This window comes from Streptomyces sp. NPDC087263, assembly GCF_044744645.1.
Lineage (GTDB): Bacteria > Actinomycetota > Actinomycetes > Streptomycetales > Streptomycetaceae > Streptomyces.
The window spans coordinates 1-26,765 of the sequence record NZ_JBIUYT010000010.1 but is presented as its reverse complement, the minus strand read 5'-3'; the positions used below and the strand labels follow the sequence as shown (position 1 = coordinate 26,765).

Here is a 26,765-nt window from a genome sequence, read left to right as displayed (position 1 = left end):
GTTACGTCCGCTCAACGGGATGCGGGGAGTCTGGCTCTCCGTATCCCGTTCTCGCGGCGCGCCGCCCCTTAAGTTGCCGTAGGGGCGCTACGCGCGTAGACGACCCCCTTTCCCTCAGGAGATGCGCCATCAACGCGTCCAGCAGCCCTCCGGCCGGCGCGGTCAACGGTCAGGTGACCGCAGTCGAACTCGCCGGGATCACCAAGCGATTCCCCGGCGTCGTGGCCAACCACGACATCCATCTCAGCGTCCGCAAGGGCACGGTCCACGCCCTCGTCGGTGAGAACGGCGCAGGCAAGTCGACGTTGATGAAGATCCTCTACGGCATGCAGAAGCCGGACGAGGGCACCATCGCCGTCGACGGCGAGCAGGTCACCTTCTCCTCGCCCGCCGACGCCATCGCGCGCGGCATCGGCATGGTCCACCAGCACTTCATGCTCGCCGACAACTTCACCGTCCTGGAGAACGTCGTCCTGGGCAGCGAGAAGCTGTACGGCATCGGGGGCAGGGCCCGCCGCAAGATCCTGGACCTCTCCAAGCGGTACGGCCTCGGGGTGCGCCCCGACGTCCTGGTCGAGGAGCTCGGTGTCGCCGACCGGCAGCGCGTGGAGATCCTCAAGGTCCTCTACCGCGGCGCCCGCATCCTGATCCTGGACGAGCCCACCGCGGTCCTCGTCCCGCAGGAGGTCGAGGGTCTCTTCGCCAACCTGCGCGAGCTCAAGGCCGAGGGCCTGTCGGTCATCTTCATCTCGCACAAGCTGGGCGAGGTCCTCTCCGTCGCCGACGACATCACGGTCATCCGCCGCGGGACCACGGTCGGCACCGCCGTCCCCTCCGAGACCACCTCGCGCCAGCTCGCCGAACTGATGGTGGGCAGCGAGCTGCCGACCCCGGAGACGGCGGAGTCCACGGTCACCGACCGGCCGGTCCTGACCGTCACCGACCTGCGCCTGGTCGCCCCCGGCGGCAAGGCCCTCCTCGACGACATCACCTTCACCATCCACGCGGGCGAGGTCCTCGGCCTCGCCGGTGTCGAGGGCAACGGCCAGACCGAGCTGATCGACGCGCTGATCGGCCTCAAGGGCGCCGACTCCGGCACCATCACGCTGGCCGAGCAGGAGATCACCTCCTGGGCCACCCGCAGGCGCCGTGAGCAGGGCATCGGCTACATCCCCGAGGACCGGCACCGCCACGGCCTGCTCCTGGAGGCCCCCCTCTGGGAGAACCGCATCCTCGGCCACGTCACCGAGAAGCCCAACACGCGCGGTAGCCGGGGCGTCTGGCTCGACATCAAGGGCGCCCAGGCCGACACCCGCCGGATCGTCGAGGAGTACGACGTCCGCACGCCCGGCATCGACGTCACCGCGGCCTCCCTCTCCGGCGGCAACCAGCAGAAGCTGATCGTCGGCCGTGAGATGAGCGCCAAGCCGCGCTTCCTGATCGCCGCCCACCCCACCCGTGGTGTGGACGTCGGCGCGCAGGCCCAGATCTGGGACCAGATCCGTGAGGCCCGCCGCGAGGGACTCGCCGTACTGCTGATCTCCGCGGACCTGGACGAGCTGATCGGTCTGTCCGACACCCTCCGGGTGATCTACAACGGCAAGCTGGTCGCGGACGCCAACCCGGCCACCATCACCCCGGAGGAGCTCGGCACGGCCATGACCGGCGCCGCCACCGGACACCTGGAGAACGAGGCGCTCGCCGAGCAGGTGGAGCTCGAAGAGCAGGCTCCGCAGGCTGAGCGCGCTGAGCAAGCCCCGCAAGGCGAGACCACGGCAGACGCCCCGCAAGCCGAGACCACGGCAGACGCCCCGGAAGACGAGGCCCGCTGATGAAGAAGTTCGACAAGGAGCGACTGCTCCTGGCGGTGGCCGGACCGGTCATCGCGCTCGTCGTGGCCGTGGCGCTGACCTCGGTCGTGCTGATCGCCTCGGGGAAGAACCCGATCGAGCCGTACACGCTCATGTTCGAGCAGGCCGGGTACTCCGACATCCAGGTCCTGATCATCAACCAGGCCTCGATGTACTACATCGCGGCGCTCGCGGTGGCCATCGGCTTCCGGATGAACCTGTTCAACATCGGTGTGGACGGCCAGTACCAGCTCGCCGCCATGATGGCCGCGGTCGTCGGCGCCCATGTCGCGCTGCCCGCGGTCCTCCAGGTCCCGCTGCTGATCCTGACCGCGGCCTGTACCGGCGCGTTCTGGTCCGGCATCGCGGGTGTCCTCAAGGTCACCCGCGGGGTCAGCGAGGTCGTCGCGACGATCATGCTCAACGCGATCGCCACCTCCGTCATCGCCTACCTGTGGCTGCCCAGCGTCTTCGGCGTCAAGGTCGGCAACAACAACACCACCGGCGAGATGGACAAGTCCGGCTGGGTGCCCGGTTTCAACATGGGTGACGCCGGCGAGATCTACGGCCTCGTCGTCCTCGCGGTGCTGCTCGGCATCGGCTACTGGGTCGTCCTCAACCGGACCCGCTTCGGCTTCGACCTGCGTGCCTCGGGCGCCTCGGAGACCGCCGCCGCGGCCAGCGGGGTGAACCCCAAGCGCATGGTGCTCACCGCCATGCTGGTCTCCGGCGGCCTGGCCGGTCTCGCGGGCCTGCCGATCCTGCTCGGCGACTCGCACACGTACAGCCTGAACTTCCCGACCGGCATCGGTTTCCTGGGCATCGGCATCGCCCTCCTCGGCCGCAACAGCCCGACCGGCATCGCCTTCGCGGCCCTGCTCTGGGCCTGGCTGGACAAGGCGTCCCCCGAGCTCGACTACAACGGCTACGACAAGGAGATCGCGGTCATCATGCAGGGCCTGATCGTGCTCTCGGTCGTCGTCAGCTATGAGGCCGTACGCGAGTGGGGTCTGCGCCGCCAGCAGCGTCGGGTCGGCGCGGAGCTTGCCGCCGGTCACGTCCTTGGCGCCTCATCCGGCACCACCGACAACAACACTTCGAAGGAGGTGGCGGGCCGATGACCACCGCAACCGACGTCAACCAGCCCTCGCTGGAAACCGCGCCCCCCGGCGGCCGCCGGCTGTCGCTCCCCGTCCTCCTGCTGGTCATCGCGGGCGGCCTGGCGCTGACCTCGATCGTCCGGATCATCACCGGCGCCGACGGCATCACCAACGTCAGCCAGATGTCCACCGCTCTCCAACTGGCCGTCCCGATCGGCCTGGCCGGTCTCGGCGGTCTGTGGGCCGAGCGCGCGGGCGTCGTCAACATCGGCCTCGAAGGCATGATGATCCTCGGCACCTGGTTCGGTGCCTGGGCCGGCTACCAGTGGGGCCCGTGGACCGGCGTCCTCGTCGGCATCATCGGCGGCTGCATCGGCGGTCTGTTGCACGCGATCGTCACGATCACCTTCAACGTCAACCACATCGTCTCCGGTGTGGCCATCAACATCCTCGCGCTCGGCGCCACCCGCTACCTCGCCCCGCTCGCCTTCGAGGGCGTCCAGGGCGGCTCGGCCAAGCAGTCCCCGCCGGTCGACTCGCTGGGCAGCTTCACGGTGCCAGGACTCTCCGACGGACTCAGCACGCTCAACGAGAAGGGCTGGTTCTTCATCTCGGACATCGCGGGGCTGCTCGGCGGGCTCGTCACCGAGGTGTCCTGGCTGACCCTGATCGCCATCGCGCTGATCCCCGCATCCTGGTGGATCCTCTGGCGCACCCCTTTCGGCCTGCGCCTGCGGTCCTGCGGCGAGAACCCGATCGCGGCCGAGTCGCTCGGCGTCAACGTCTACAAGTACAAGTACATCGCCGTGATCATCTCCGGCGGTCTGGCCGGTCTCGGCGGCGTCTTCCTCTCCATCGTGGCCAACCCCTTCTACCTGGAGGGCCAGACCAGCGGACGCGGCTACATCGGTCTCGCCGCGATGATCTTCGGCAACTGGATGCCGGGCGGACTCGCCATCGGCGCCGGCCTGTTCGGCTACACCGACAGCCTCAACCTGCGCGGCGGCTCCGAGAACGTGCACGCGCTGCTGCTGCTCGCCGCCATCCTGCTGGTCATCGGCGCGGTCTGGCTGGTGATCAGGAAGAAGTACGTGCCCGCGGTGATCACCCTGGTCATCGGCGTGCTGGTGTTCCTCTGGTACGCCCTCACCAACGAGGTCCCGAACCAGGTCGTCTCCGCCACGCCGTACGTCATCACGCTGCTCGTTCTCGCGCTGTCGGCGCAGCGCCTGCGGATGCCGAAGGCGGACGGTCTGCCGTACCGGAAGGGGCAGGGCAAGTGACCTCCGCCGACGAGGGTCCCGCTGCCGTCGAGGGTTCGGCCGCCGTGGACTGGGATGCGCTGCGGGAGGTGGCTCGCGCGGCCATGTCCCGTGCGTACGCCCCGTATTCGGGTTACCCGGTCGGTGTCGCCGCCCTCGTGGACGACGGCCGGATCATCTCCGGCTGCAACGTCGAGAACGCCTCGTACGGGGTCGGGCTGTGCGCCGAGTGCGGTCTGGTCTCCGAGCTGCAGAACACCGGCGGCGGCCGGCTGACGCACTTCACCTGCGTCGACGGGCGGGGCGAGGTCCTCGTCCCGTGCGGGCGCTGCCGTCAGCTCTTGCACGAGTTCGGCGGGCCGAGTCTGATCCTGGAGACCCCGGCCGGGATCCTGCCGCTCTCCGAGATGCTGCCGCAGGCCTTCGGGCCGGAGTATCTCAACAAGTAACTCCGTGCGGCCCCTCCTGATCGAGCGATCGAGCGATCGACCGGTCAGGTGAGGGGCCGCTCACCTTTCGGAAGGAAAGCCATGGCTGTGTTGTCGATGGATGCCGTCTCCGTCATCCGCACCAAGCGGGACCGCGGTGAGCTCAGCGACGAGCAGATCGACTGGGTCATCGACGCGTACACCCGCGGCGAGGTCGCCGACTACCAGATGGCCGCCCTCAACATGGCGATCCTGCTCAACGGCATGGACCGCCGGGAGATCGCCCGCTGGACCGCCGCGATGATCGCCTCCGGCGAGCGCATGGACTTCTCGTCGCTGTCCCGCCCGACGGCCGACAAGCACTCCACGGGCGGCGTGGGCGACAAGATCACGCTCCCGCTGGCGCCCCTGGTGGCGGCCTGCGGTGCGGCGGTCCCGCAGCTCTCCGGCCGGGGCCTCGGCCACACCGGCGGCACCCTCGACAAACTGGAGTCGATCCCCGGCTGGCGCGCACTGCTGTCGAACGAGGAGATGCTCTCCGTACTGGACGGCGTCGGCGCGGTGATCTGCGCCGCGGGTGACGGTCTCGCCCCCGCGGACAAGAAGCTCTACGCGCTGCGCGATGTCACCGGCACGGTGGAGGCGATCCCGCTGATCGCCTCCTCGATCATGTCGAAGAAGATCGCCGAGGGGACGGCCTCGCTGGTCCTGGACGTGAAGGTCGGCACCGGCGCCTTCATGAAGACGATCGAGGACGCACGTGAACTCGCCTCCACGATGGTCGGGTTGGGCACGGACCACGGGGTGAAAACGGTCGCGCTCCTCACGGACATGTCGACGCCGCTGGGTCTGACGGCGGGCAACGCCCTCGAAGTACGGGAATCCGTCGAGGTGTTGGCGGGCGGTGGCCCCTCGGACGTCGTCGACCTCACGATCGCCCTGGCCCGCGAGATGCTCGACGCGGCCGGCGTGAAGGACGCCGACCCGGCGAAGGCACTGGCCGACGGCTCCGCGATGGACGTCTGGCGCCGCATGATCGCCGCGCAGGGCGGCGACCCGGACGCCCCGCTGCCCGTCGCACGCGAGCAGCACGTCGTCACGGCGCCCGCGTCGGGCGTACTCACCCGCCTCGACGCCTACGACATCGGCATCGCCGCCTGGCGGCTGGGCGCCGGACGCGCCCGCAAGGAGGACCCGGTGCAGGCGGGAGCGGGCGTCGAGCTGCACGCCAAGCCCGGCGACACCGTGACCGCGGGCCAGCCCCTCCTCACCCTCCACACGGACACCCCGGAGCGCTTCGAGTACGCGCTCGGGTCGGTCGAGGGCTCGTACGACATCGCTGTGGCGGGCACGGATTTCAAGGCCGCCCCGGTGGTGCTGGAGCGTATCGCCTGACCTGGCATTTCATCGCTCGCTCGGCGGGCGGCACCTCCTGTAGGGATGCCGCCCGCCGACGAAGAATCCGGGGACCGCGATGAGTTCTCCGCTCGCCGTCGGTCTACCGGGTGTGGATGCCACGACACCCGCCGTACTTGTGCTGCCAGGGCCCGTCGCCAAGGACGAGGTGCCCCGGCTCTGTGACGACGTGCGGGCGCGGCTGGAGACATCCGGCAGCGGGGTCGTGGTGTGCGATGTCGCGGGGCTCGGGCCGCCCGGTCTGGCCGCCGTGGACCTCCTGGCCCGACTGGAGCTCGCCGCGCGCCGGGCGGGGGGACGGATACGCCTGCTCAACCCGTCCCCGGCCCTGCGTGCGCTACTCGACCTGGTCGGACTCCGCTTCGAGCCGGAGGGGCAGGCCGAAGAGCGGGAACCAGCGGGCGGTGTCCAGGAAGCAGTGGAACCCGGTGATCCGGCCCTTTGAGATCTCCAGCACCTGCACGGCCCACGGCGAGAAGCCGCCCTGCTCCGGATCCGGCTTGTAGTGCGCGAAGCCCGGCAGGCCGTTGACCTCCACCGGCACCAGGCGCGAGCCCGCGCAGCCGGCGCCCAGCGTCGTCATGAAGCCGGTGATGTCCTCCGTGCCGACCAGCCACAGGTCGAACGGCGGCATCGTCATGATCGCGTCCTCGTGGAGCAGCGCCGTCAGCGCCGTCATGTCGTACCCCTCGAAGGCGGCGACATAGCGCTCCAGGAGCTTCTGCTGCTCCTCGTCGAGTGGGTCGGAGGTGGCGGCGTCCGCCCCGGCGCCGTCGGTCTCCGCGAGCGTTGCGCGGGCTCGCTGGAGCGCGCTGTTGACCGACGCGACGGTCGTGCCGAGCAGCTCGGCGACCTCGCTCGCCTTCCAGGCGAGGACCTCGCGCAGGATCAGCACCGCGCGCTGCTTGGGCGGCAGTTGCTGGAGGGCGGCCATGAAGGCGAGCCGCACCGACTCCTTCGCCACCGCGGCCTCCGCCGGGTCGGTGACCTCGGGCAGGACGCGGGCGGTGGGCATCGGCTCCAGCCAGGTGTGGTCCGGGCGTGGGTTGAGTGCGGCCTGGGCCAGTGGTGAGGGTGCTGTCAGGTCCATGGGGCGTGCCCTTTTGTTGCCCGCGTTCAGCATGTCCAGGCATACGTTCGTCGCGATCCGGTACAGCCAGGAGCGCATCGATGAGCGGCCCTCGAACTTGTCGTAGCTGCGCCAGGCGCGGACCATCGTGTCCTGCACCGCGTCCTCGGCCTCGAAGGAGGAGCCGAGCATTCGGTAGCAGTACCCCGTCAGCTCGACCCGGTGTTTCTCCAGCCGGACGTCCAGGTCTGTCGTCGTCGCCGTGCCGTCGCTCATAGCCAACCCACCCCTGTGGCCGTTTCCGCCGCGCCTTCGCGACGTACTTCGGAAGCTACCGCAGCCCACTGACAATGGCCTGGGGAGTGGGGAAAGGTGCAGGTGGGAGGGGGGCGGGCGGTTGGTTTTTCGCCCCCTCCGCCCCTTCCTGTCCCTTGTTTCCGGGGGCTGCCGCCCCCCAGACCCCCGCTGTCGGCCTGAACGGCCTCGTCCTCAAACGCCGGACGGGCTGAAGATCTCAAGCGCCGGCCGGGGAAAGATTCAGCCCCCCGGCGAAGAACCTCAGTGCGCCAGCACCGGCCCCCGCCGGGCCCGTACCCGCGCCGCGTGGGAGCCGAACACCGTGATGGCGACGACGCCGAGGACGGCGAGCAGGCCGAGGGAGACGGTGCCCGCCCAGCCGCCGGCGTGGAAGGCGACGGCCCCGAGCGTGCTGCCGACGCTGGAGCCGATGTAGTAGGCGGACTGGTACAGGGCGGACGCCTGCGCCCGCCCCCGCGTCGCCGTGTGGCTCACCGACGACGACGCCACCGCGTGCCCCGCGAAGAACCCCGCGGTGATCAGCACAAGGCCGAGCAGGATGAGCGGCAGCGAGTCGGCCAGGGACACCAGCAGACCCGCGGTCGTCGTGCCGCCCGCCAGGTAGAGGGAGCCCCGGCGACCCAGGCGGGCGACCAGCTTCCCCGCCGTGGACGCCGACACCGTACCCACCAGATACACCAGGAAGATGGAGCCGATGATGCCCTGGGGGAGGGAGAAGGGCGCCTCGGTGAGGCGGTATCCGATCACCGTGTACACCCCGCCGAACACCGTCATGAACAGGGCGCCGATGGCGTACAACCGGCACAGCAGCGGGTTCGCGAGGTGGTCACGGACCGTGCGGACGAGGACCCGCGGCCGCAGCGATCCGGCCGCGAAGTGCCGAGGGGCGGGCAGCAGCAGCCGGAACGCGACCGCGCATGCCACCGCGATCAGGCCGATCACGCCGACGGCGACCCGCCACCCCCACTCCTGCGCGACCCAGCCGGTGATGACCCGTCCGCTCATGCCGCCGACGCTGTTGCCCGCGACGAACAGACCGATCGCGGTGATGAGTGCCTTCGGCCGGACCTCCTCGGCCAGATACGCGGTCGCCGAAGCCGGCAGCCCCGCGAGCGCCGCGCCCTGCACGGCGCGCAGCGCGATCAGCGCGCCGATCGACGGGGCGAAGGGGACCAGCAGGCCGACCGCCACGGCCACCACCAGCGACGCCGTCATCAACGTACGCCGTCCGAACCGCTCCGACAGCGCGCTCATGGGGAGGACGAACAGCGCGAGCGCGCCCGTCGCGGCCGACACCGTCCAGCTCGCGTCACTCGCGCTGACGGCGAAGTCGTGCGAGATGAGGGGGAGGAGCGCCTGCGTGGAGTAGAGGAGTGCGAAGGTCGCGACGCCCGCGAGGAAGAGGGCGAGGCTCATCCGGCGGTAACCGGGCCCGCCCGGGGCCATACGGGAGTCGGCCGGGACGGTCGGAGCGGAGGCGGTGGAAGCGGAGGAGGTGGTCGCGGAGGCGGTGGTCGCGGCGTCCACGGTGGTGGACGCCCCGGTACTGGCAGAAGGCATGCTTCGAAGCTAAAGTCCCACCACTCATCCGTCCAATGCATAGAAACGCCATAATCGTTCCTGTGATGCATGAGCAGAGGTCAGAAGCGCACCTGTCACCGTCCAGTGACACAGAAGACATTGTGGCGATGCTCGTCCCGCGCCTCACCTACTTCGCGGGAGTGGCCCGCACCGAGCACGTCACGCGGGCCGCGCAGGAGATGGGGGTGCCGCAGTCGACGCTGTCGCGGGCCATGGTCCGGCTGGAACAGGACCTGGGTGTCGAACTGTTCGCGAGAAGGGGGCGGACGGTCTCGCTCACGTCGGCCGGCCGTACGTTCCTCGGCTCCGTCGAACGCGCCCTCGCCGAGATCGAACGCGCCGCCGACGAGGTGCGCGCGGACGCCGACCCGGCCACCGGCAAGGTCGCCTTCGGCTTCCTGCACACCATGGGCTCGGAGACGGTCCCCGAGCTCATCCGCGCCTTCCGCGCCGACCACCCCCGCGTCCGCTTCAGCCTCGTCCAGACCTACGGCGAGGCGATGCTGGAACGGCTGCGCTCCGGAGAGCTGGACCTCTGCCTCACCTCGCCGGTGCCGGACGCGCCCGACCTGGTGGGCCGCCGCCTCGACGAGCAGAAGCTCCGGCTCGTCGTCCCCGCCGACCACCGCCTCGCCGGCCGCAGACGCATCCGCCTCGCCGAGGCCGCCGACGAGACCTTCGTGACCCTCGAACCGGGCTACGGCCTGCGCCGCATCACCGACGCGGTCTGCCGGGAGGCGGGCTTCAAGCCGAGGGTCGCCTTCGAGGGCGAGGAGGCGGAGACGCTACGAGGTCTCGTCGCCGCCGGCCTCGGAGTGGCCCTGCTCCCGCCACCGGCCTTCGCCCGCCCGGGAGTTGTCGAGCTGACGGTCACCGCACCGCGGGCGGTGCGCGAGATCGGCGTCGCCTGGCTCGACGGTCACCCGGACACGCCGCCCGTCGCCGCCTTCAAGAAGTTCCTGCTGTCACGGCGGGGGCACCTGCTTCCGGAGTGACCCGCTGCGGCAGGGCGCGCGTCAGCAGCCCGTGCCGCGGCGCCGGACACCAGGTGGTGATGAAGACGCCAGTCGCTACGACGACCACCGAACCGCCGGCCGCGAGGTCATAGGCGTACGACCCATAGAGCCCGGCCACACTGCCTGCGCAGCCGATCCCGGAGGCGGGCATGGTCATCGCCCACCACCGGTCCGTCAGCATGCGCGCCGTCGCCGCGGTCGTGATGAGCGGCGCCAGGACGAGTACGTGGCCGACGGCCTCCGGCGACATCACGATCGTCGCGGTGACGACGACGTACAGCCTCAGGTCGAGACGGATAACCGGCAGCCCGGTGTGGTGTCGGGTGGTGTGCGGGACTGGTGGCTACCGGCGCCGCGACTGCCCGAAGCCCGCTGCGAGCGGCATCCGCAGTCCCAGCGGCGGTGGTGCGGCGAAGGCATCCTCGACCGGGCGGGAGAAGGAACGGCCGAACAGTGCGCCCAGGACGAAGTCCTTGGCCAGGGCCATGACTTCGGTCCGGTGCTGCTGTAGCGCGTGTCCGTCGGAGTGGACCTCGAAGCGGCAGATGTCGCGGTTGGCCTTCTTCGCGCGTGCCGCGAGACGGAAGGACAACTCCGGGTCGGTGCGCTCGTCGTTCGTGCCGTGCACGATCAGCACGCGCCGCCCGGCCAGCTGCTTCACCGGTTCGGGTGGTGCCGCCACATCCTCCTCGGGCAGCCAAGGGGCAAGCGCGAGCACGGAGTTGACGGCGGTGTGACCGCCCGCGCGCAGCGCCGCCCGGCCGCCCATGTCGACGCCGACGAGGCACACCGGGACGTCTCCGTACCGGCGTACGATCTCGTCGGCGGCCCAGGAGGCGTCGGCCGCCAGTTCCGCCTCGCCGCCGTTCCAGCCGCGGACCCGGTAGTGCACGACATGCGTGGCCAGGCCCTCCGTGCGTCCCGCGCGCGTCAGATGGCGCCCCAGTGTGTGGACGGAGGCGGCCGCCAGCATCGAGGACGGTCTGCGGGCGGAGGTCTCCTCGCCGCCCGGGAGCAGCAGGACGACCCCGCTGACCGCCGTCTGTTCCGAGCCGAGCGCCCTCCCCAGCCGGGCTCTGCGAACCGGCGTCGCTTGATGTGCCATGACAGAACAGTCTCAGAAGCGGCGGTGTACGCCACCCGTCCGCGGGGTCACCGTTACGTATCGACGGATCTGCCCGACAGGAGATCTACGCGCGTAGGGGCTAGAGTGCGGTAATGACGAGCCAGATCCGGAACACCCCGAGCTCGGAGCAGATCCGCCGGGCGCCCAAGGTCCTGCTGCACGATCATCTCGACGGGGGCCTGCGCCCCGGGACGATCGTCGAACTCGCCCGTGACACGGGCTATTCGGGTCTCCCCGAGACCGAACCCGACAAGCTCGGGATCTGGTTCCGTGAGGCCGCCGACTCCGGTTCTCTGGAGCGGTATCTGGAGACCTTCGCCCACACCTGCGCCGTCATGCAGACCCGTGAAGCGCTCGTCCGGGTCGCGGCCGAGTGCGCCGAGGACCTCGCCGAGGACGGCGTCGTGTACGCCGAGGTGCGATACGCGCCCGAGCAGCACCTGGAAGGCGGGCTCAGCCTCGAAGAGGTCGTCGAGGCGGTCAACGAGGGCTTCAGGGAGGGCGAGCGGCTGGCCCGCGAGAACGGCCACCGGATCCGCGTCGGCGCCCTGCTCACCGCCATGCGGCACGCCGCCCGCGCCCTGGAGATCGCCGAACTCGCCAATCGGTACCGCGACCTGGGTGTTGTCGGCTTCGACATCGCCGGCGCCGAGGCCGGGTTCCCGCCCACCCGGCACCTCGACGCCTTCGAGTACCTCAAGCGGGAGAACAACCACTTCACCATCCACGCCGGCGAGGCCTTCGGGCTGCCCTCGATCTGGCAGGCGCTGCAGTGGTGCGGTGCCGACCGGCTCGGGCACGGGGTGCGCATCATCGACGACATCAAGGTCCACGAGGACGGCTCCGTGCAGCTCGGACGGCTCGCCTCGTACGTACGCGACAAGCGCATCCCCCTGGAGCTGTGCCCCAGCTCCAACCTCCAGACCGGCGCCGCCGACTCGTACGCCGCCCATCCGATCGGGCTGCTGCGGCGGCTGCATTTCCGCGCCACCGTGAATACCGATAATCGGCTCATGTCCGGTACCAGTATGAGCCGGGAATTCGAGCATCTGGTCGATGCGTTCGGTTATTCGCTCGACGACATGCAATGGTTCTCCGTCAATGCTATGAAGTCAGCATTCATTCCTTTCGATGAACGACTGGCCATGATCAATGACGTGGTCAAGCCCGGTTATGCCGAGCTGAAGTCCGCCTGGCTGTTCCAGCAGACCGTCTCCACCAGCGGTTCTGTGGAGGATGAGGGCTGATCGGAGGGGGCGGGAGGCGGCCGGGTCTTCACTTTTTCTCCATGACTCGGCCGCTTTTCGATGTTTGCGGAAGGCCGCTTGAGGTGTTTACGGTCTTGGACCGCTCACATCCCCGTCTCACGGATCCAAGGACGCATTCAAAATGAAGCAGTCTGCTGCCAAGACCCTCGGTGTCGCCGCTCTCGGTGCCGCCTTCGCCGCCGCGGGCGCCGGTGCCGCGAATGCCGCGCCGGCCGTGCCGGACGTCTCCTCGGCGCTGGGCACCGTCACCTCGACGCTGCCCGCGGAGAACGTGTCCAAGGCGCTCCCCGGTGCGGGCGAGGCGATCGCCCAGGGGCAGGGCGCGCTCGGCGCGGGTGTGGCCGCCGCGCAGCCGGTCGTCGCGCGCATCCTCGCCGACGGGCCGACCGCGCCGGTGGCCGGGCTGCTCGGCGGTCTCCCGTTGCAGGGCCTGCCCACCCACGGGCTGCCGGTGAACGGGCTGCCGCTCGGCTGAGGTTGCCTTCGGACGGAAACGTCGGTGGGGCGCACCCTGATCGGGTGCGCCCCACCGACGTTTCATGGCGCGGCGGCTGTCTACCAGGCCGTGGTGCCGGCCTTGTTCTCCGAGGGGAACAGGATCCACAGCGCGATGTAGAGCAGGAACTGCGGGCCAGGAAGCAGGCACGACAGGACGAAGATCACGCGCATCGTGGTCGCGGAGGTGCCGAAGCGCTTTGCCAGCGCTGCGCACACTCCGCCGATCATGCGGCCGTTGGTCGGGCGGGTAATGGCGCTCATCGGGGCTCCTTCGCGAACCGTGGGTCGGGCGACTTGTTCGCCGTGACGGTGACGGTGGCTCTGTCTCTGTGTCTCTGTGTCGCGGTGTCTCTGTGACTGGCGACTCGGCGACTCTGTGCCTTCAAAGCTACGGAGACGAAGCGGGCGAAGCGTCGCTCTACGGTGCGATCCCGACCCTGGGAATCGTCGGGGTCCGACCCTGAGCCGTGTCCTCCCGCCGGAGGGCCGCGCGGCGCCGCCTCTCCGCCTGGCGGCGGAGCCCGGACCGGGCGGCGGGCACGATCGCGAGGTGCGCCAGGGCGACCCCGACCGTGTTCAGCAGCAGGGAGTCGACGTCCACCACCTGGCCGGGGACGCCGGTCTGTAGGAGTTCGATGCCCAGCGAGAGCAGGGCGCCGGCGGCGACCGTACGGACGAGGGAGCCGAGCGGGGACACGGTGAGTTTGCCGCCCGCGGTCGGGAGCAGGACGCCCAGCGGGGCCAGCAGGATCAGGCCCTCGCCGATGCGACGGGCCGCTTCCCGGGGGCCCAGTGCGAGATCCGCCCTGATTCCGGCGAAGGGCCGCAGGTTCGCGGCGCTCACCCAGGGGACGTCCAGGGGACGCAGGGTGATCCAGGCGACGAGCGCGAGGTGCGCGAGGAGGAGGACACCTCCTGCCACACGGATGCGGATCGCGGCACTGCCGCCGCCTGAGCCTTCACGCTGCACGTTGGCCAAGACGCGGGGTGCGGCGCGATCGGTTCCGGGTTGGTGGGGAGGTTGGGGCTGAGGCATACGCCACATGCGCGACCGCGGCGGGTTTTCGCCCCCTCCGTTCTTGCCCGCGTCTCCGCCCCTGCCCGTCCCCTCCGCCCGTGCCCTGCTGCGTCTCCGCCCCTGCCCGTCCCCTCCGCCCGTGCCCTGCTGCGTCTCCGCCCCTGCCTGTCCCCTCCGCCCGTGCCCTGCTGCGTCTCCGCCCCTGCCCGTCCCCTCCGCCCGTGCCCTGCTGCGTCTCCGCCCCTGCCCGTCCCCTCCGCCCGCGCCCTGCCGCGTCTCCGCCCCTGCCCGCCTCCCGGTCTCGGATTCGCTCGACCGGGGGATCCCTGTCCGCTCCTGGGGGCCGCCGCCCCCAGACCCCGGCCGGGGGCCTGAACGACCTTGCCCGCAAACGGGGTGAGGCGGGGGGATTCAGCCCATGGCCGCGACGATCGTGTGGGCGGCCCCTGCCGCTTGGGCCGCGATGCCCGCAATGCTCGACGTGATGAACGGACCGCCCCCGGCGAGGTCTCCCACCACATGCAGGCGCGGGTTGGCCGGAACCAGCCCACCGGCTGGGTGCAGCTCGGCGGAGCCGTCGGCCAGCAGGGCCGTGACCAACGGTCCGGCTGCACCGGGGATTGCCCGCGGCGGCGGATTCACGGCGTTGACGACGACGTCAAAGGTGCGTTCGCCGTCGTCGCAGTACACCCGGAACACCCCGTCCGCCGCCTCGATCTTGCGGACGCCCGCAGTCAACGCGAGCTGCCCGGAGTCCAACAGCCGCATCATGACGGCGGCGTTCACCGGAACCATCGGTGAAGCCACGCTCGTCGCCATGCGGAAGTGACGCCGCAGCCAACCGCGGTCGGGATCGGACAGCAGCCGCCACGCGTACGGGCCAACGCTGTGCGCTGTCTGCTGGAGGACCCGGCGGCCGATCCTGGAGTCGTCCACAGCCGACAGCTGCGCCCGCAGGCGCCGAACCGGCTCTTCGGTCCCGGCCGCCAGCAGTTCCGCCACGAACTCGTCGAAGTCCTCACCCTTCTCGGCCAGTTCGGCGCGCAGCAGCCCGATGAGATCCTTGAGGGTGACGGCACCGTGCTCCCGGTGCAGCGCTGCCACCCGCTCGGTGGTCAGGTGCTGCGGCTGGTGGTCGACCGGGCGCTGCCAGACGTGGGGCAGCACACCACTGCGGGACAGTAGCGTGATCGGCCCGGAGTGTCCGCGTGCGGCGAGCGACACGACGACGTCGACCGCGGTCAGGCCGCTCCCGATGACCGCGATGCTGCTGCCGGGCGGGACCCGGTCGAGTGTGCGCGCCAGCGGGTACGGGTCGCCCACGAAAGCGGCGGCGCCGTCGAGACCGTAGTGGTCCTGCGGCGTTCCCCCGCCCACGCACAGGGCCAGCTGGTCGGCCTCGTGCCCGCGTCCGTCCTCGGTGCGGAGCGACCACTTGGCCCCGGACCGGGCCGCCCCGGTGACGCGGGCGGTGACGATACGCACCCGCCAGCCCCCTTTGCGCAGGAGGGACAGCGCCGTCTCGGCGCTGTGCGCCAGGTACTCGCCGTAGAGCGCGCGCGGAACGAGCGGCCGGCCCAGCCGTTCGTCGAGGTGGGCGGCGCCACGTGTGCCCAGCCACGCCGCGTAGTGCCCGGAGTCCGAGTGGCGGATCGACATGATGGCCGGTGGCGTGTTGACCAGCACCGTGTCCAGGTCCGGGCCGTACGGGCGGCCCCGCCAAAGGTGCGGGGACGGCTCGAACACCGTGATGGTCCCAGGCTCGTGGGCGATGGCTGCCAGCGTGTCCAGCAGGCCGACCGCGGCAGCACCCGCTCCGACGATTGCGATGTCCATATTCTTCGTTCTTCCCTTCACGTTGCGGGCCGTCGCCTCCCGGCGCATCGGCCTCTTCGAGCCTCGCCGCCGCCGGTACCGGGCCCCATCCCCCGCGAGCGGTGACCGACCGGGAATGACCCCCTCAAACGGGGGGTTGGTCCAGGACACGAGGGCGGGCAGGCTGGCCTGCATCCAGACCACGGGGGGTCTCCATGTCCGATGCGCGCCGCCATGCCGAGGTGCTGTCACGTCACGCCAAGGTGCTGTCGGGCGCGGAGCGGGCCACCGACACACGCGACCTCTTCAGCCGGACGTCCGCCAAGCTGCGCCGGCTCCTGCCGTTCGACTCCGCCGTATGGGCGGCCACCGACCCGGAGACGGGTCTCATCACCGCGCCGATGCTGGTGGAGAACCTCGGTTCCGGCGAGGGCTGCGCCGCGTACTGGGAAAGCGAACTCCTGGAGGAGAACGTCCTCCCGTTTCGAGACCTCGCCCGCGCCGCCGTCCCGGTGGCCGGCCTGCGTGCGGCCACCGGCAACCTGCCCGCACGCAGCGCGCGCTTCCGCCGGCTGCTCAGGAGCCAGGGCGTGGACGACGAACTACGGGCCGTGCTGCGGGTCGGTGACCGGCCATGGGCCGTGGTGAGCCTGTTCCGGAGGGGTGCCGGTGCCCCGTTCGGCCCGGCCGAGAGCACGCTGCTCGCCGGTCTGTCCGGTCCGCTGGCCTCGCGGGTGCGCCGGTTCGCCCGCTCGTCCGCGATCGGCGCCACAACGGACGCGCCCGCGCCGGGACTGGTGCTCTTCGATCCCTCCGGCGAGCCGACGTCGATCAACGAGGAGGCGCGGCAGCACCTCTCGCGGCTCCCCGAAGGCCCCTCCATCCCCTCGCAGTTGGGCCTGAGGCTGCCGATCTGGGTGGTCGCCACCGTCCTGCAGGCCCGGGCGATCGCCCGGGGCCGCGACCGGGCAGGCAGCGCGAGGACGCGCATCCGCACCGTTGACGGCCGCTGGCTGACCTGCCACGCCTCCTGCCTCAGCGGCCCCGCAGGGCAACCCGGTCCCGTGGCACTCGTCATCGAGCCGGCGGCCGCCGCCGACCGGGCGGTCCTCATCGCCGAGGCGTACGGCCTGACGCCGCGCGAGCTGGAGATCACCCAGCTCATCACGCGTGGGCTGCCCACCACCGAGATCGCCGCGGCGCTGTTCATCTCCCCGCACACCGTGCGCGACCACGTCAAGGCCGTCTTCGGCAAGACGGAGGTCTCCAGCCGAGGCGAGCTCGTCGCGCGGCTGTTCGCCGAGCATTACCGGCCCGGGGGAGTGTCGCGCGAGCCTTCCTCCAGGAGCCGCTAAGAGTCGGCGCTCGTCGAAGGAGGCGTCTCCGTGCCCGGGCTCGCGCGGACCTCCGGCGTGCATTCGTAGCGGTTGAGGGGGTCGGTGCCCGGGCCGCCGAGGATGACCGAGCCGTCGTCCTGGGCCGCGGCGGAGTTGGCGAAGGTGCAGACGATCTGGGCGAGGGAGAAGCGGGTGAGGTCGTCCGGCGGGGTGCTCAGGCGGAGGGTGTCCTCGGGGTCCTTGTCGTGGGGACCGCTCACCGTCATGCCGCCGCGTACGTCCGTGGCGTAGCCGGCCAGCAACTCGGCCGTGGACGGGGTCTCGGCGAGTTCGTCGAGCAGCCCCTGGGCGACCAGGACGCGCCGAGCCCCCTCCGCCGTGCCGGTGGGAATGCTGACGGACCGGTCGACCGGGACGAGCTGCGCGGAGCAGAGCAGGAAGACCTGGACCGGGACGCCCCCGGAGGTCTGCGTGGAGATGTCGCCGGACAGGGCACACGGGGCCCGCGAGGGCGCGGGGCCGAAGTCCGTGGGGACCTGGGTGGAGCGGATGCCGCAGCCCGTGAGCAGCGCGGCCAGCAGACCGAGGACCGCCCAGGGGCGGACGGACCGGCGTCGTGGGGTCGTCATCCGGCGCTCGCCTCCGTGCCGTTCCGGTGCTCGTCCTCGTCGCGCGGGTCGTCGGCGAGCAGCACCGGCGCGTCCTGCGGGAGGCGGAGCGTGAAGACCGCGCCGCCCTTGGGCGAGTTCGCCGCGGTGATGTCGCCGCCGTGGATGTGCGCGTTCTCCAGGGCGATGGACAGGCCCAGGCCGCTGCCCTCGGAGCGGGGGCGGGACGCGCTCGCCTTGTAGAAGCGGTCGAAGACGTGCGGGAGTACGTCCTCGGGGATGCCCGGACCGTGGTCCTGGACCTCGATCAGCAGGGCGTCGGCCTCCTTGCGCACCGAGACCCGAACCGGCGAGCCGCCGTGCTTGAGCGCGTTGCCGATCAGGTTCGCCAAAATCACGTCCAGGCGGCGTGGGTCCAGGCGCACCATGACGCCGCGCTCGGCGTCCAGGTCCACCGCGTCCAGCCAGGCGCGTGCGTCCATGCACGCGGTGATCTGGTCGGCGATGTCGACGTCGTCCAGGACCAGCCGGGCGGTGCCCGCGTCGAAGCGGGTGACCTCCATCAGGTTCTCGACGAGGTCGTTCAGCCGTCGGGTCTCGCTGACGACGAGCCGTACGGCCGGTTCGATCATCGGGTCGACGCTGCCGGTCTCCGCGTCCAGCTCCTCTTCAAGGATCTCCGTCACGGCGGTGATCGCGGTGAGCGGCGTACGGAGTTCGTGGGACATGTCCGCCACGAAACGGCGGGAGGCCTCGTCACGGGCGCTCATGTCGGCGACGCGCTTCTCCAGGGCCTGCGCCGTGTGGTTGAACGTGCGGGAGAGATCGGCGAGTTCATCCGTCCCGGAGACCCGCAGACGCGTGTCGAGCTTTCCCTCGCCCAGGCGGCGGGCCGCGATGCCCAGGCGGTGGACCGGCTTGAGGACCGTCGTCGCGGCGGCCTGGGCCAGCAGCGCCGAGCCGATCAGGGCCAGCCCGGTCGCGATACCCAGGGACCAGGCGAGGGAGTTGAGATCCTTCGCCTCGGGTTCGAGGGACTTGAGCATGTAGCCCGTCGTGGTGCCGCCGATCACCTTCGCGCCGCCCACGAGATACGGCTTGTCGTCCTCGGAGACGCGCTGCCAGTACAGGTGGTACGCCGACTTGTTGTTCGAGGAGAGCGGCTGCTCCTTGTTCACCGCCTTCTGGAGCGACTTGGGTACGTCCTCCAGGGTGAAGGTGTCCAGCGCGGAGTTGCCGATGATCTGCTTACCGTCCGTGGCCTCGGCCACCAGGAGCACGCTGAAGCGCTGGCTACTGGCCGACATCTGCCCCGCCGTACGCTGGAGTTCGGCCTGCGCCGGGTTCACCGGCAGCGTGCTCGCGCGGTTGGTCATCTCCTGCTGGAAGTCGCGCAGCACCGCGTCCTGCGTACGCGTCAGGACGGCCTCGCGGTTGAGCCAGTACGCGATGCCCGACGCCGACACGGCGGCCGTGAGCGCGACGAGTCCGAACACCACCACCAGCCGCAGTCGCAGACTGGTGAAGCGCAGGCCGGACAGGATCGCCTTGCGCGCCGCGGCCCAGCCGCGGAGCTTGTCCTGCGGTTTGGTCACTGAGGATTGTCCAGCCGGTAGCCGACTCCCCGGACGGTACGGATGAGCGTGGGGGAGGAGGGCACGTCCTCGACCTTGGCGCGCAGCCGCTGCACGCACGCGTCGACGAGACGTGAGTCGCCGAGGTAGTCGTGCTCCCAGACCAGCCGCAGCAACTGCTGGCGGGACAGCGCCTGTCCGGGCCTGCGGCTCAGCTCCAGGAGCAGCCGCAGCTCGGTGGGCGTCAGCTGCAGATCCTCGCCGTTCTTGGTGACCGTCATGGCGGCACGGTCGATGACCAGGGAGCCGAAGGACGCCGAGTCGTTCGCCTCGCGCTCACCGCGCCGCAGGACGGCACGGATCCGGGCGTCGAGCACCCGGCCCTGCACGGGCTTGACGACATAGTCGTCGGCGCCGGACTCCAGACCCACCACCACGTCGATGTCGTCGCTGCGCGCGGTCAGCAGGATGATCGGCAGCTGGTCGGTGCGCCGGATGCGCCGGCACACCTCGAATCCGTCGATGCCCGGGAGCATCACGTCCAGCACGATCAGGTCCGGCCGCTGCTCACGCAGCAGCTTCAGACCGTCCTCGCCGGTGGCAGCGGTGGCCACACGGTGCCCCTGGCGCGTCAGCGACAGCTCCAGGGCCGTGCGAATGGCGTCGTCGTCTTCGATCAGCAACAGGGAAGGCACGGACGTCATTCTGGCCCATCGAACGGTCGTGTATCGACCGTTGGAGCGCTCCCATCCATCTCCCGCACACAGGGAGCCCCCAGCCGGGCCCCGGATCGGTCATCTGCGTAGCGCTACCGCTCTTCTCTGTGATCGTGCTGTGTCCCCGCCGTGACGCGCCTGCGGGCGGGCCCTGTGACAGGTCTGTGACAGTCGGCGGACACCGTCATGAAGTGGCCCGGGCAAGCTTTTCCACATCAGCAAGGCAGCACGGCAGCAAGTCAGCACGGCAGAACGAACCGAAGAACCGGGACTCCACGACGGGGGGCGCGAGATGAACACGCTGCACAGCACCAGCACTGGCGCAGTTGTCACGCGTTTGCACGACGTCACGGTCACTCGGAACACGGAGAAGTCCGGGGCCGTGAGCGGACGGGGGTGCGCTCGCGGCACCGGGCGTCAGCACACCGGGTCGTACATGACGGTGGTTGACGCGGGGGGACAGGCTCACGGGGGAGCCGCGTACGGGGAGGCCACGGGGGAGCGGCGCTCGGTGTCGGAGGCGGAATTCACCGCCTACGTCCAGGAGCGCCGCGCCTCCCTCTACGCAACCGCCTATCACCTGACCGGTGACCGCTTCGAGGCCGAGGACCTGCTGCAGAGCGCGCTGTTCTCGACGTACCGGGCATGGGAGCGGATCAGTGACAAGGCCGCGGTCGGGGGCTACCTCCGCCGCACCATGACCAATCTGCACATCAGCGCGTGGCGCCGCCGCAAACTGAACGAGTACCCGACCGAGGAACTGCCGGAGACCGCCGGTGACACGGACGCGATGCGCGGCACCGAGCTGCGCGCCGTGCTGTGGCAGGCGCTCGCCCGGCTGCCCGAACTCCAGCGCACCATGCTGGTCCTTCGTTACTACGAGGGCCGCACGGACCCGGAGATCGCGGAGATCCTCGACATCAGTGTCGGCACGGTGAAGTCCAGCATCTGGCGGTCGCTCCGCCGGATGCGTGAGGACGAGGTCCTCAGCTTCGGACGTGACGAGGAGGAGTCCTTCGGGGAGCTTGTCGCCTGAAGGTCTGGGGGGAAGCAAGGAAAAGGTAGGAAGGTAAGAGGGGGTAGTACGGGGGAGCGGTTCCGGGGGGAACCCATGGGGGAGGGGAAACCACGCGGTCGGGGGACCACGTGGTAGCACGGGGGAAACGAGAAAGGTCCAGGCGGACTGGGGGGTCCGCCTGGGCCTCTTTTCGTGTGTCTTCTGCTTCTGTGCGGCTTACGCCGTCGCCGGGCGCGGGGTCGTGCAGCGACCGGCGGCCGCCGCGGTCAGCCGGCCCAGAGCCTCGCCCTTGTCGCAGGGGTACGCGCCCAGGGCGGTCTGGCGGGCCACGATGGAGCGCTCGGCGCGCATCAGACGCCAGCCGCGGCGCAGCAGGAAGGGCACCGACTTGCGGCCTTCCCGCAGATCCCGCAGGAAGCGGCGGCGGAACGTCGTCACCGGGCCGCGCGACAGACACAGCGCGTCGGCCAGCACACCCAGCTCCTGGCAGCGTCCGACGATCTCGGCGGCGAAGACACCCTCCGCGATGAACAACGGAGCCCGCTCGATGTGCAGCGCCTCCGTGCCGGTGCGGGCGCTCAGCGAGATGTCGTACACGGGAATGGTCGTACGGCCCGTGCGGCACAGTTCCTCGATCGCGGTGACCGCGGCGCTCGCGTCCCAGGACAGCGGGTGGTCCCAGTCGATGTCCGCGCTGCCTTCCACCTGGGGCAGCGTCGGATCCGTGCCCTCCTTGTAGAAGTCGTCGAGGCGGAGCACGGGGAGGCCGGAGTCGGCCGCGAGAAGGGACTTTCCAGAGCCGGAGGGGCCGCAGAGCAGCACCACGCGGGTGGGTATCGGGGGATGGGAACCCAATTCTCCGTACCTTCTGTGACTCGACCTGGCCTCGCCGCCTGCCGGCAACGTCCTGGACATTATCCCTGCCCCGGGACGCCTGCTCCGGCCGGGTGCGGCGAGGCGTCCGTCACGAGACGGACGGTCGGACGAGGAGGACAGGGCGTCAGCAGTGGCTTGCCGGTGGTGGCACGGCTCTCCAGGAGACCTGTGGGCCTCGGCGGCCTCGCCCAGCGGGAGGGACGCGTGGATGGGGGGCGTACATGTGCTCCTTCATGGTCGGCCGGGTCGGGAACAACGAGCCGCCGCCGCGCAGCAGTTCGACGCCCGGCGGCGGCACCGCGACGCTGGACGGGGCGCTGCACGGGCCGCTGGACGGGCCGCGCCGCGCGAGCGCGCTCGGCGGCCGAGGCTGCGCGACTTCGGACCGGGGCCGGGAGTCCGGGGTCCGGGGGTCCGGGGGCCGGGGTCATCTCACGCTGTGTTCACACCGTCGCAGCGGACTGTGTGCCCGAGTGCTCGAGGTGTGGCGCCGACATGTGTGGTGGGTTGGTGCTGATATGTGCGGTGGATTGGCGCTGATATGCCTGTTGGGCCGCACAGGCGAATCCCCTTCCCCAACCGCCCGTGGAAGCAGTCGGGTCAACTACTCTGCGTGCAAATACAGTTGATCTCCGCTCCCGAAGAGGAACCCTGATGGTGCGACACGCAGCCCAGCAGACCAATCTGGCCCGCACGACCGCGCGCATCGCCGCCGCGGTCGGCGTGGTCGCTGCCGGTGTGGCCGGCGCCGCCCCGGCCGTCGCGAACACGGACCCCGTCGTGGACGTCGTGCGCACCCGGCCCACCTCGCTCGGCGAGATCGACCCGCAGGCGGGCCTGGCGGCCCTGACCGGCACGGTGCGATACGTCACCGGCCCCGTCGAGGCCCTGAAGCCCAACCCGCTGGCGGGCACCGGGGTCGACCCCCTCGACAACGGGGTCGCCACCCAGCTCGCCGACTTCAAGCCGCTGTCCTCGCAGGCCCTGACGGGGCCGCTGGCGCAGGCGCCGTCGGTGGGCAGCATCCCGGTGATCGGGCAGGCCGCGGGGCTGCTGCGCTGAACGGGAAGAGAGCCGCGCTTCCCCTGGACGGAGGGGAGCGCGGCTCTCTCGTGGGACGGGACCCCGGGGACACGGATCGGGGTCCCGGGTCGGCAGAGGGCGCCGAGATCCTCGTACGCCCTCGCTTGCTCTAGTAGGACGATCCGGAGGCGCCCAGTGCGCCTGTCGGGTGCCAGACCGTCTTCGTCTCCAGGAAGGCGGTGAGGCGCTCGGTGCCGGGCGTCCGGAAGTAATCCACAGCCTGTGGACGGAGGACCCGCTTCAGGTTGTCCGCCGCCGCGATCTCCAGTTCCTTGGCCAGGTCATCGTCGGCGCCGGCCAGGTCGATCGCGTTGACGTCCTGGTGCGCGGCCAGCGGCGTTGCGATCTCGGCGGTCCTGCCCGAGAGGACGTTGACGACTCCGCCGGGCAGGTCGGAGGTCGCCAGGACCTCGCCCAGTGACAGCGCCGGGAGCGGGGACTTCTCGCTCGCGACCACGATCACCGTGTTGCCGGTCGCGATCACCGGGGCGATCACCGAGACCAGGCCCAGGAACGAGGACTCCTGAGGGGCCAGGACGGCGACCACGCCCGTCGGCTCCGGGGTGGAGAGGTTGAAGTACGGGCCCGCGACCGGGTTGGCGCCGCCGATCACCTGGGCGATCTTGTCGGTCCAGCCCGCGTACCAGACCCAGCGGTCGACGGCCGCGTCCACGACGGCCGCGGCCTTGGACTTCGAGAGCCCTTCCGCGTCCGCGACCTCACGGACGAACTGGTCCTTGCGGCCCTCCAGCATCTCCGCGACGCGGTAGAGGATCTGGCCGCGGTTGTACGCCGTCGCGCCGGACCAGCCGCCGAAGGCCTTGCGGGCGGCGACGACCGCGTCGCGGGCGTCCTTGCGGGAGGAAAGGGGCGCGTTGGCCAGCCAGTTGGACTTGCCCGCCGCGCCAGCGGCTGATGTCGCTGTGGTCACCTCGTACACCCGGCCGCTCTCGCTGCGGGGGAACTTGCCCCCGACGTACAGCTTGTAGGTCTTGAAAACGCTCAGACGGGGGTGTTCCGACGACTTCCCGGGCTTGTCTGATCTTTCGGGCTTGTCTGATTTCTCGGGCTTAACGGTCTTCTCGGGCTTGTCAGACATCGAGGTACGCCTCCAGGCCGTGGCGACCGCCCTCGCGGCCGAAGCCCGACTCCTTGTAGCCGCCGAACGGCGAGGTGGGGTCGAACTTGTTGAACGTGTTGGACCAGATGACGCCCGCGCGGAGCTTGCCCGCCACCGCGAGGATCCGGGAGCCCTTCTCCGTCCAGATGCCGGCGGAGAGGCCGTACTGGGAGTTGTTGGCCTTGGCCACCGCCTCGTCCGGGGTGCGGAAGCTGAGGACGGACAGGACCGGGCCGAAGATCTCGTCGCGGGCGACGGTGTGCGCCTGGGTGACGTTCGTGAAGAGCGTCGGGGCGAACCAGTAGCCGGAGGACGGGAGTTCGCAGGGCGCGGACCAGCGCTCCGCGCCTTCCGCCTCGCCCTGCTCGACGAGCGTGGTGATGCGGGACAGTTGCTCGGCGGAGTTGATCGCCCCGATGTCCGTGTTCTTGTCCAGGGGGTCGCCGAGGCGGAGAGTCGAGAGGCGGCTCTTGAGGGAGTCCAGCAACTCGTCCTGGATCGACTCCTGTACGAGGAGACGGCTGCCCGCGCAGCAGACCTGGCCCTGGTTGAAGAAGATGCCGGTGACGATGCCCTCGACGGCCTGGTCGATGGGGGCGTCGTCGAAGACGATGTTCGCCCCCTTGCCGCCCAGTTCGAGGGTGACCTTCTTGCGGGTGCCCGCGATCTGGCGGGCGATCGCCTTGCCCACCGCGGTGGAGCCGGTGAAGGCCACCTTGTTCACGTCCGGGTGCTCGACGAGTGCCGCGCCCGTGTCGCCGTACCCCGGAAGGATGTTGACGACGCCCTTCGGCAGGCCCGCCTGGCGGCAGATGTCCGCGAAGAACAGGGCGGACAGGGGGGTCGTCTCGGCGGGCTTGAGGACCACGGTGTTGCCGGTCGCCAGCGCCGGGGCGATCTTCCACGCCAGCATCAGGAGGGGGAAGTTCCAGGGGATGATCTGGCCCGCGACGCCGAGGGGTTGCGGGTTTGCGCCGAAGCCCGCGTGGTCGAGCTTGTCCGCCCAGCCCGCGTAGTAGAAGAAGTGCGCGGCTACGAGGGGGAGGTCGGCGTCCCTCGTCTCCTTGATGGGCTTGCCGTTGTCGAGGGTTTCGAGGACGGCCAGCTCGCGGGAGCGTTCCTGGATGATCCGGGCGATGCGGAAAAGATACTTGGCGCGCTCCGAGCCGGGCAGCGCCGACCACTTCTCGAACGCCCTGCGGGCCGCCCTGACCGCGCGGTCGACGTCCGCCTCGCCCGCCTGGGCGATCTCGGAGAGGACCTCTTCGGTGGAGGGGGAGACGGTCTTGAAGACCCTGCCGTCGGCGGCTTCCGTGAACTCGCCGTCGATGAACAGGCCGTAGGAGGGGGCGATGTCGACGACCGCGCGGGACTCGGGCGCCGGTGCGTAGTCGAATGCGGGTGCGGGTGCGGATGCGGATGCGGATGGCATGGTGATCAGTCCACCGTCACGTAGTCGGGGCCGGAGTAGCGGCCGGTGGCCAGCTTCTGACGCTGCATCAGCAGGTCGTTCAGGAGCGAGGACGCGCCGAAGCGGAACCAGTGGTTGTCCAGCCAGTCCTCGCCCGCGGTTTCGTTGACCAGGACGAGGAACTTGATCGCGTCCTTGGTCGTACGGATGCCGCCGGCCGGCTTCACGCCGATCTGTACGCCGGTCTGGGCGCGGAAGTCGCGCACCGCCTCCAGCATGAGCAGTGTGTTCGCCGGAGTCGCGTTCACCGCCACCTTGCCGGTGGAGGTCTTGATGAAGTCGGCGCCGGCGAGCATGCCGAGCCAGCTGGCGCGGCGGATGTTGTCGTACGTCGACAGTTCGCCGGTCTCGAAGATGACCTTGAGACGGGCGTGGGTCCCGCAGGTCTCCTTCACGGCGCTGATCTCGTCGAACACCTTCAGATACCTGCCCGCGAGGAACGCCCCGCGGTCGATGACCATGTCGATCTCGTCTGCGCCCGCGGCGATGGCGTCCCGTACGTCGGCCAGCTTGACGTCGAGGGCGGCTCGGCCTGCGGGGAAGGCGGTGGCGACGGAGGCGACCAGCACGCCGGAGCCGGCGACGGCTTCCTTGGCGGTGGCCACCATGTCGGGGTAGACGCAGACGGCCGCCGTGGCGGGCGCCGTACGGTCGGTCGGGTCCGGGCGGACCGCCTTGGCGCCGAGCGCCCGGATCTTGCCCGGGGTGTCCGCGCCTTCCAGCGTCGTCAGGTCGACCATCGAGATGGCGAGGTCGATGGCGTACGCCTTGGCCGTGGTCTTGATGGAACGGGTGCCTAGTGAGGCGGCGCGCGCCTCCAGGCCTACCGCGTCCACGCCGGGGAGCCCGTGGAGGAAGCGGCGCAGCGTGCTGTCGGACGCGGTTACGTCGCCGAGTGCGTGTGCAGCAGCGGGTGCAGTGGTGGGCATGGTCACCAGCCGAGCATATCTACGCGCGTAGCGGCTGTACAGCCCCGGGGGTTCGTCTGACACCGGGTGCCGGGTGCCGGGTGCCGGGTGTCTGTGCCTGTGCCTGTGCCCGGTGCGCCGGGTGCCTGCTGCCGGGTGCGGCGGGTGGGTGGGTCGGGGCCGGGGGGCGGGGCCACCCCCCCCCCCCCCCCCCCCCCCCCGGGGGGGCGGGGGGGGGGGGCCGGGGGGCCGGCCGCCCCCACCGGGGATGGATGTTGACGCCCCCCCC

The 26,765-nt window shown here is 70.6% G+C and carries 26 protein-coding genes; 12 read left to right on the top strand and 14 right to left on the bottom strand.

The annotated features are described in order from the left end of the window. Positions 1-173: 173 nt before the first annotated feature. The 6 genes from ACIPC1_RS29815 (at position 174) to ACIPC1_RS29790 (ending at position 6,501) form a co-directional block, all read left to right on the top strand. Positions 174-1,832, top strand: a complete 1,659-nt coding sequence (locus ACIPC1_RS29815; protein WP_402522471.1) for an ABC transporter ATP-binding protein — start codon at positions 174-176, stop codon at positions 1,830-1,832. Continuing rightward, positions 1,832-2,971 carry an ABC transporter permease gene (locus ACIPC1_RS29810; RefSeq protein WP_402522469.1) on the top strand — a complete coding sequence of 380 codons (1,140 nt, stop codon included), beginning with the start codon at positions 1,832-1,834 and terminating at the stop codon, positions 2,969-2,971. Before ACIPC1_RS29815 ends, ACIPC1_RS29810 begins: the two co-directional genes overlap by 1 nt. Further along, a complete protein-coding gene (locus ACIPC1_RS29805; protein WP_402522466.1) occupies positions 2,968-4,233 on the top strand; it encodes an ABC transporter permease in 1,266 nt (421 codons plus the stop codon). Before ACIPC1_RS29810 ends, ACIPC1_RS29805 begins: the two co-directional genes overlap by 4 nt. After that, a complete protein-coding gene (locus tag ACIPC1_RS29800) occupies positions 4,230-4,661 on the top strand; it encodes a cytidine deaminase (protein WP_402522464.1) in 432 nt (143 codons plus the stop codon). The genes ACIPC1_RS29805 and ACIPC1_RS29800 overlap by 4 nt, the downstream gene beginning before the upstream one ends. 90 nt (positions 4,662-4,751) lie before the next feature. Continuing rightward, positions 4,752-6,035 carry a thymidine phosphorylase gene (locus ACIPC1_RS29795; protein WP_402522958.1) on the top strand — a complete coding sequence of 428 codons (1,284 nt, stop codon included), beginning with the start codon at positions 4,752-4,754 and terminating at the stop codon, positions 6,033-6,035. 79 nt (positions 6,036-6,114) lie between these two features. Further along, on the top strand, positions 6,115-6,501 hold the full coding sequence (locus tag ACIPC1_RS29790; RefSeq protein ID WP_402522462.1) for an STAS domain-containing protein: 387 nt from the start codon (positions 6,115-6,117) through the stop codon (positions 6,499-6,501). On the opposite strand, the gene ACIPC1_RS29785 is transcribed toward ACIPC1_RS29790, so the two are convergent. Then, positions 6,394-7,401 (bottom strand): sigma-70 family RNA polymerase sigma factor, encoded by a 1,008-nt coding sequence (locus tag ACIPC1_RS29785; RefSeq protein WP_402522460.1) that lies wholly within the window; start codon positions 7,399-7,401, stop codon positions 6,394-6,396. The two genes, ACIPC1_RS29790 and ACIPC1_RS29785, sit on opposite strands and share 108 nt — an antisense overlap. A gap of 282 nt (positions 7,402-7,683) precedes the next feature. Continuing rightward, a complete protein-coding gene (locus ACIPC1_RS29780; RefSeq protein WP_402522457.1) occupies positions 7,684-9,003 on the bottom strand; it encodes an MFS transporter in 1,320 nt (439 codons plus the stop codon). Between the two features lie 65 nt (positions 9,004-9,068). On the opposite strand from ACIPC1_RS29780, the gene ACIPC1_RS29775 reads away from it, so the two are divergent. After that, positions 9,069-10,019, top strand: a complete 951-nt coding sequence (locus ACIPC1_RS29775) for a LysR substrate-binding domain-containing protein (RefSeq protein WP_402522455.1) — start codon at positions 9,069-9,071, stop codon at positions 10,017-10,019. Here the strand turns inward: ACIPC1_RS29775 and ACIPC1_RS29770 are convergent. Next, complete coding sequence (locus ACIPC1_RS29770) at positions 9,973-10,347, bottom strand: metal ABC transporter permease (protein ID WP_402522956.1); 375 nt, start codon at positions 10,345-10,347, stop codon at positions 9,973-9,975. The two genes, ACIPC1_RS29775 and ACIPC1_RS29770, sit on opposite strands and share 47 nt — an antisense overlap. A gap of 36 nt (positions 10,348-10,383) precedes the next feature. Further along, positions 10,384-11,145 carry an alpha/beta hydrolase gene (locus ACIPC1_RS29765; protein WP_402522452.1) on the bottom strand — a complete coding sequence of 254 codons (762 nt, stop codon included), beginning with the start codon at positions 11,143-11,145 and terminating at the stop codon, positions 10,384-10,386. Between the two features lie 113 nt (positions 11,146-11,258). Here ACIPC1_RS29765 and ACIPC1_RS29760 point away from each other — a divergent pair, with 113 nt between their 5' ends. Then, positions 11,259-12,413 (top strand): adenosine deaminase, encoded by a 1,155-nt coding sequence (locus tag ACIPC1_RS29760; RefSeq protein WP_402522450.1) that lies wholly within the window; start codon positions 11,259-11,261, stop codon positions 12,411-12,413. A 142-nt stretch (positions 12,414-12,555) separates the two neighbouring features. After that, entirely contained in the window at positions 12,556-12,909 is a 354-nt protein-coding gene (locus ACIPC1_RS29755; protein WP_402522447.1) for an ATP-binding protein, read from the top strand. Positions 12,910-12,989: 80 nt separating this feature from the next. Here the strand turns inward: ACIPC1_RS29755 and ACIPC1_RS29750 are convergent, their stop codons facing one another. The 3 genes from ACIPC1_RS29750 to ACIPC1_RS29740 all read right to left on the bottom strand — a co-directional run bounded on the left by ACIPC1_RS29750 (position 12,990) and on the right by ACIPC1_RS29740 (position 15,786). Next, positions 12,990-13,193: a PspC domain-containing protein gene (locus tag ACIPC1_RS29750; RefSeq protein ID WP_402522444.1), complete on the bottom strand. Its 204-nt coding sequence runs from the start codon at positions 13,191-13,193 to the stop codon at positions 12,990-12,992. A gap of 157 nt (positions 13,194-13,350) precedes the next feature. After that, on the bottom strand, positions 13,351-13,902 hold the full coding sequence (locus tag ACIPC1_RS29745; protein WP_402522953.1) for a VanZ family protein: 552 nt from the start codon (positions 13,900-13,902) through the stop codon (positions 13,351-13,353). 459 nt (positions 13,903-14,361) lie between these two features. Continuing rightward, positions 14,362-15,786, bottom strand: a complete 1,425-nt coding sequence (locus tag ACIPC1_RS29740) for an FAD/NAD(P)-binding protein (RefSeq protein WP_402522442.1) — start codon at positions 15,784-15,786, stop codon at positions 14,362-14,364. 194 nt (positions 15,787-15,980) lie between these two features. Between ACIPC1_RS29740 and ACIPC1_RS29735 the strand changes: the two genes are divergently transcribed. Continuing rightward, complete coding sequence (locus ACIPC1_RS29735; protein WP_402522440.1) at positions 15,981-17,120, top strand: LuxR C-terminal-related transcriptional regulator; 1,140 nt, start codon at positions 15,981-15,983, stop codon at positions 17,118-17,120. Here the strand turns inward: ACIPC1_RS29735 and ACIPC1_RS29730 are convergent. The 3 genes from ACIPC1_RS29730 to afsQ1 are packed head-to-tail and all read right to left on the bottom strand — an operon-like array spanning position 17,117 to position 19,979. Then, the gene (locus ACIPC1_RS29730; RefSeq protein WP_402522438.1) at positions 17,117-17,731 is read right to left on the bottom strand and encodes a hypothetical protein; all 615 of its coding nucleotides are present in this window, start codon (positions 17,729-17,731) and stop codon (positions 17,117-17,119) included. The genes ACIPC1_RS29735 and ACIPC1_RS29730 overlap by 4 nt on opposite strands. Then, positions 17,728-19,305, bottom strand: coding sequence for an ATP-binding protein (locus ACIPC1_RS29725; RefSeq protein WP_402522435.1), 1,578 nt, complete (start codon positions 19,303-19,305; stop codon positions 17,728-17,730). The genes ACIPC1_RS29730 and ACIPC1_RS29725 overlap by 4 nt, the downstream gene beginning before the upstream one ends. Then, the gene (afsQ1, locus tag ACIPC1_RS29720) at positions 19,302-19,979 is read right to left on the bottom strand and encodes a two-component system response regulator AfsQ1 (RefSeq protein ID WP_037625670.1); all 678 of its coding nucleotides are present in this window, start codon (positions 19,977-19,979) and stop codon (positions 19,302-19,304) included. Before afsQ1 ends, ACIPC1_RS29725 begins: the two co-directional genes overlap by 4 nt. Positions 19,980-20,292: 313 nt before the next feature. On the opposite strand from afsQ1, the gene ACIPC1_RS29715 reads away from it, so the two are divergent. Continuing rightward, positions 20,293-21,036 (top strand): SigE family RNA polymerase sigma factor, encoded by a 744-nt coding sequence (locus tag ACIPC1_RS29715; protein WP_402522433.1) that lies wholly within the window; start codon positions 20,293-20,295, stop codon positions 21,034-21,036. Between the two features lie 198 nt (positions 21,037-21,234). Here ACIPC1_RS29715 and ACIPC1_RS29710 read toward each other — a convergent pair whose 3' ends face one another. Next, positions 21,235-21,873 carry a uridine kinase gene (locus ACIPC1_RS29710; RefSeq protein ID WP_384386376.1) on the bottom strand — a complete coding sequence of 213 codons (639 nt, stop codon included), beginning with the start codon at positions 21,871-21,873 and terminating at the stop codon, positions 21,235-21,237. A gap of 675 nt (positions 21,874-22,548) precedes the next feature. On the opposite strand from ACIPC1_RS29710, the gene ACIPC1_RS29705 reads away from it, so the two are divergent. Continuing rightward, positions 22,549-22,956 carry a hypothetical protein gene (locus ACIPC1_RS29705; RefSeq protein ID WP_402522429.1) on the top strand — a complete coding sequence of 136 codons (408 nt, stop codon included), beginning with the start codon at positions 22,549-22,551 and terminating at the stop codon, positions 22,954-22,956. A 130-nt stretch (positions 22,957-23,086) separates the two neighbouring features. Here the strand turns inward: ACIPC1_RS29705 and ACIPC1_RS29700 are convergent, their stop codons facing one another. From ACIPC1_RS29700 to deoC, 3 genes are read right to left on the bottom strand one after another with little or no spacing between them, the layout of a single operon-like run. Continuing rightward, a complete protein-coding gene (locus ACIPC1_RS29700; protein ID WP_402522426.1) occupies positions 23,087-24,076 on the bottom strand; it encodes an aldehyde dehydrogenase family protein in 990 nt (329 codons plus the stop codon). Continuing rightward, the gene (locus ACIPC1_RS29695) at positions 24,069-25,529 is read right to left on the bottom strand and encodes an aldehyde dehydrogenase family protein (protein ID WP_402522424.1); all 1,461 of its coding nucleotides are present in this window, start codon (positions 25,527-25,529) and stop codon (positions 24,069-24,071) included. The genes ACIPC1_RS29700 and ACIPC1_RS29695 overlap by 8 nt, the downstream gene beginning before the upstream one ends. A gap of 5 nt (positions 25,530-25,534) precedes the next feature. After that, positions 25,535-26,497 (bottom strand): deoxyribose-phosphate aldolase, encoded by a 963-nt coding sequence (gene deoC / locus ACIPC1_RS29690; RefSeq protein ID WP_402522950.1) that lies wholly within the window; start codon positions 26,495-26,497, stop codon positions 25,535-25,537. Positions 26,498-26,765 lie beyond the last annotated feature (268 nt).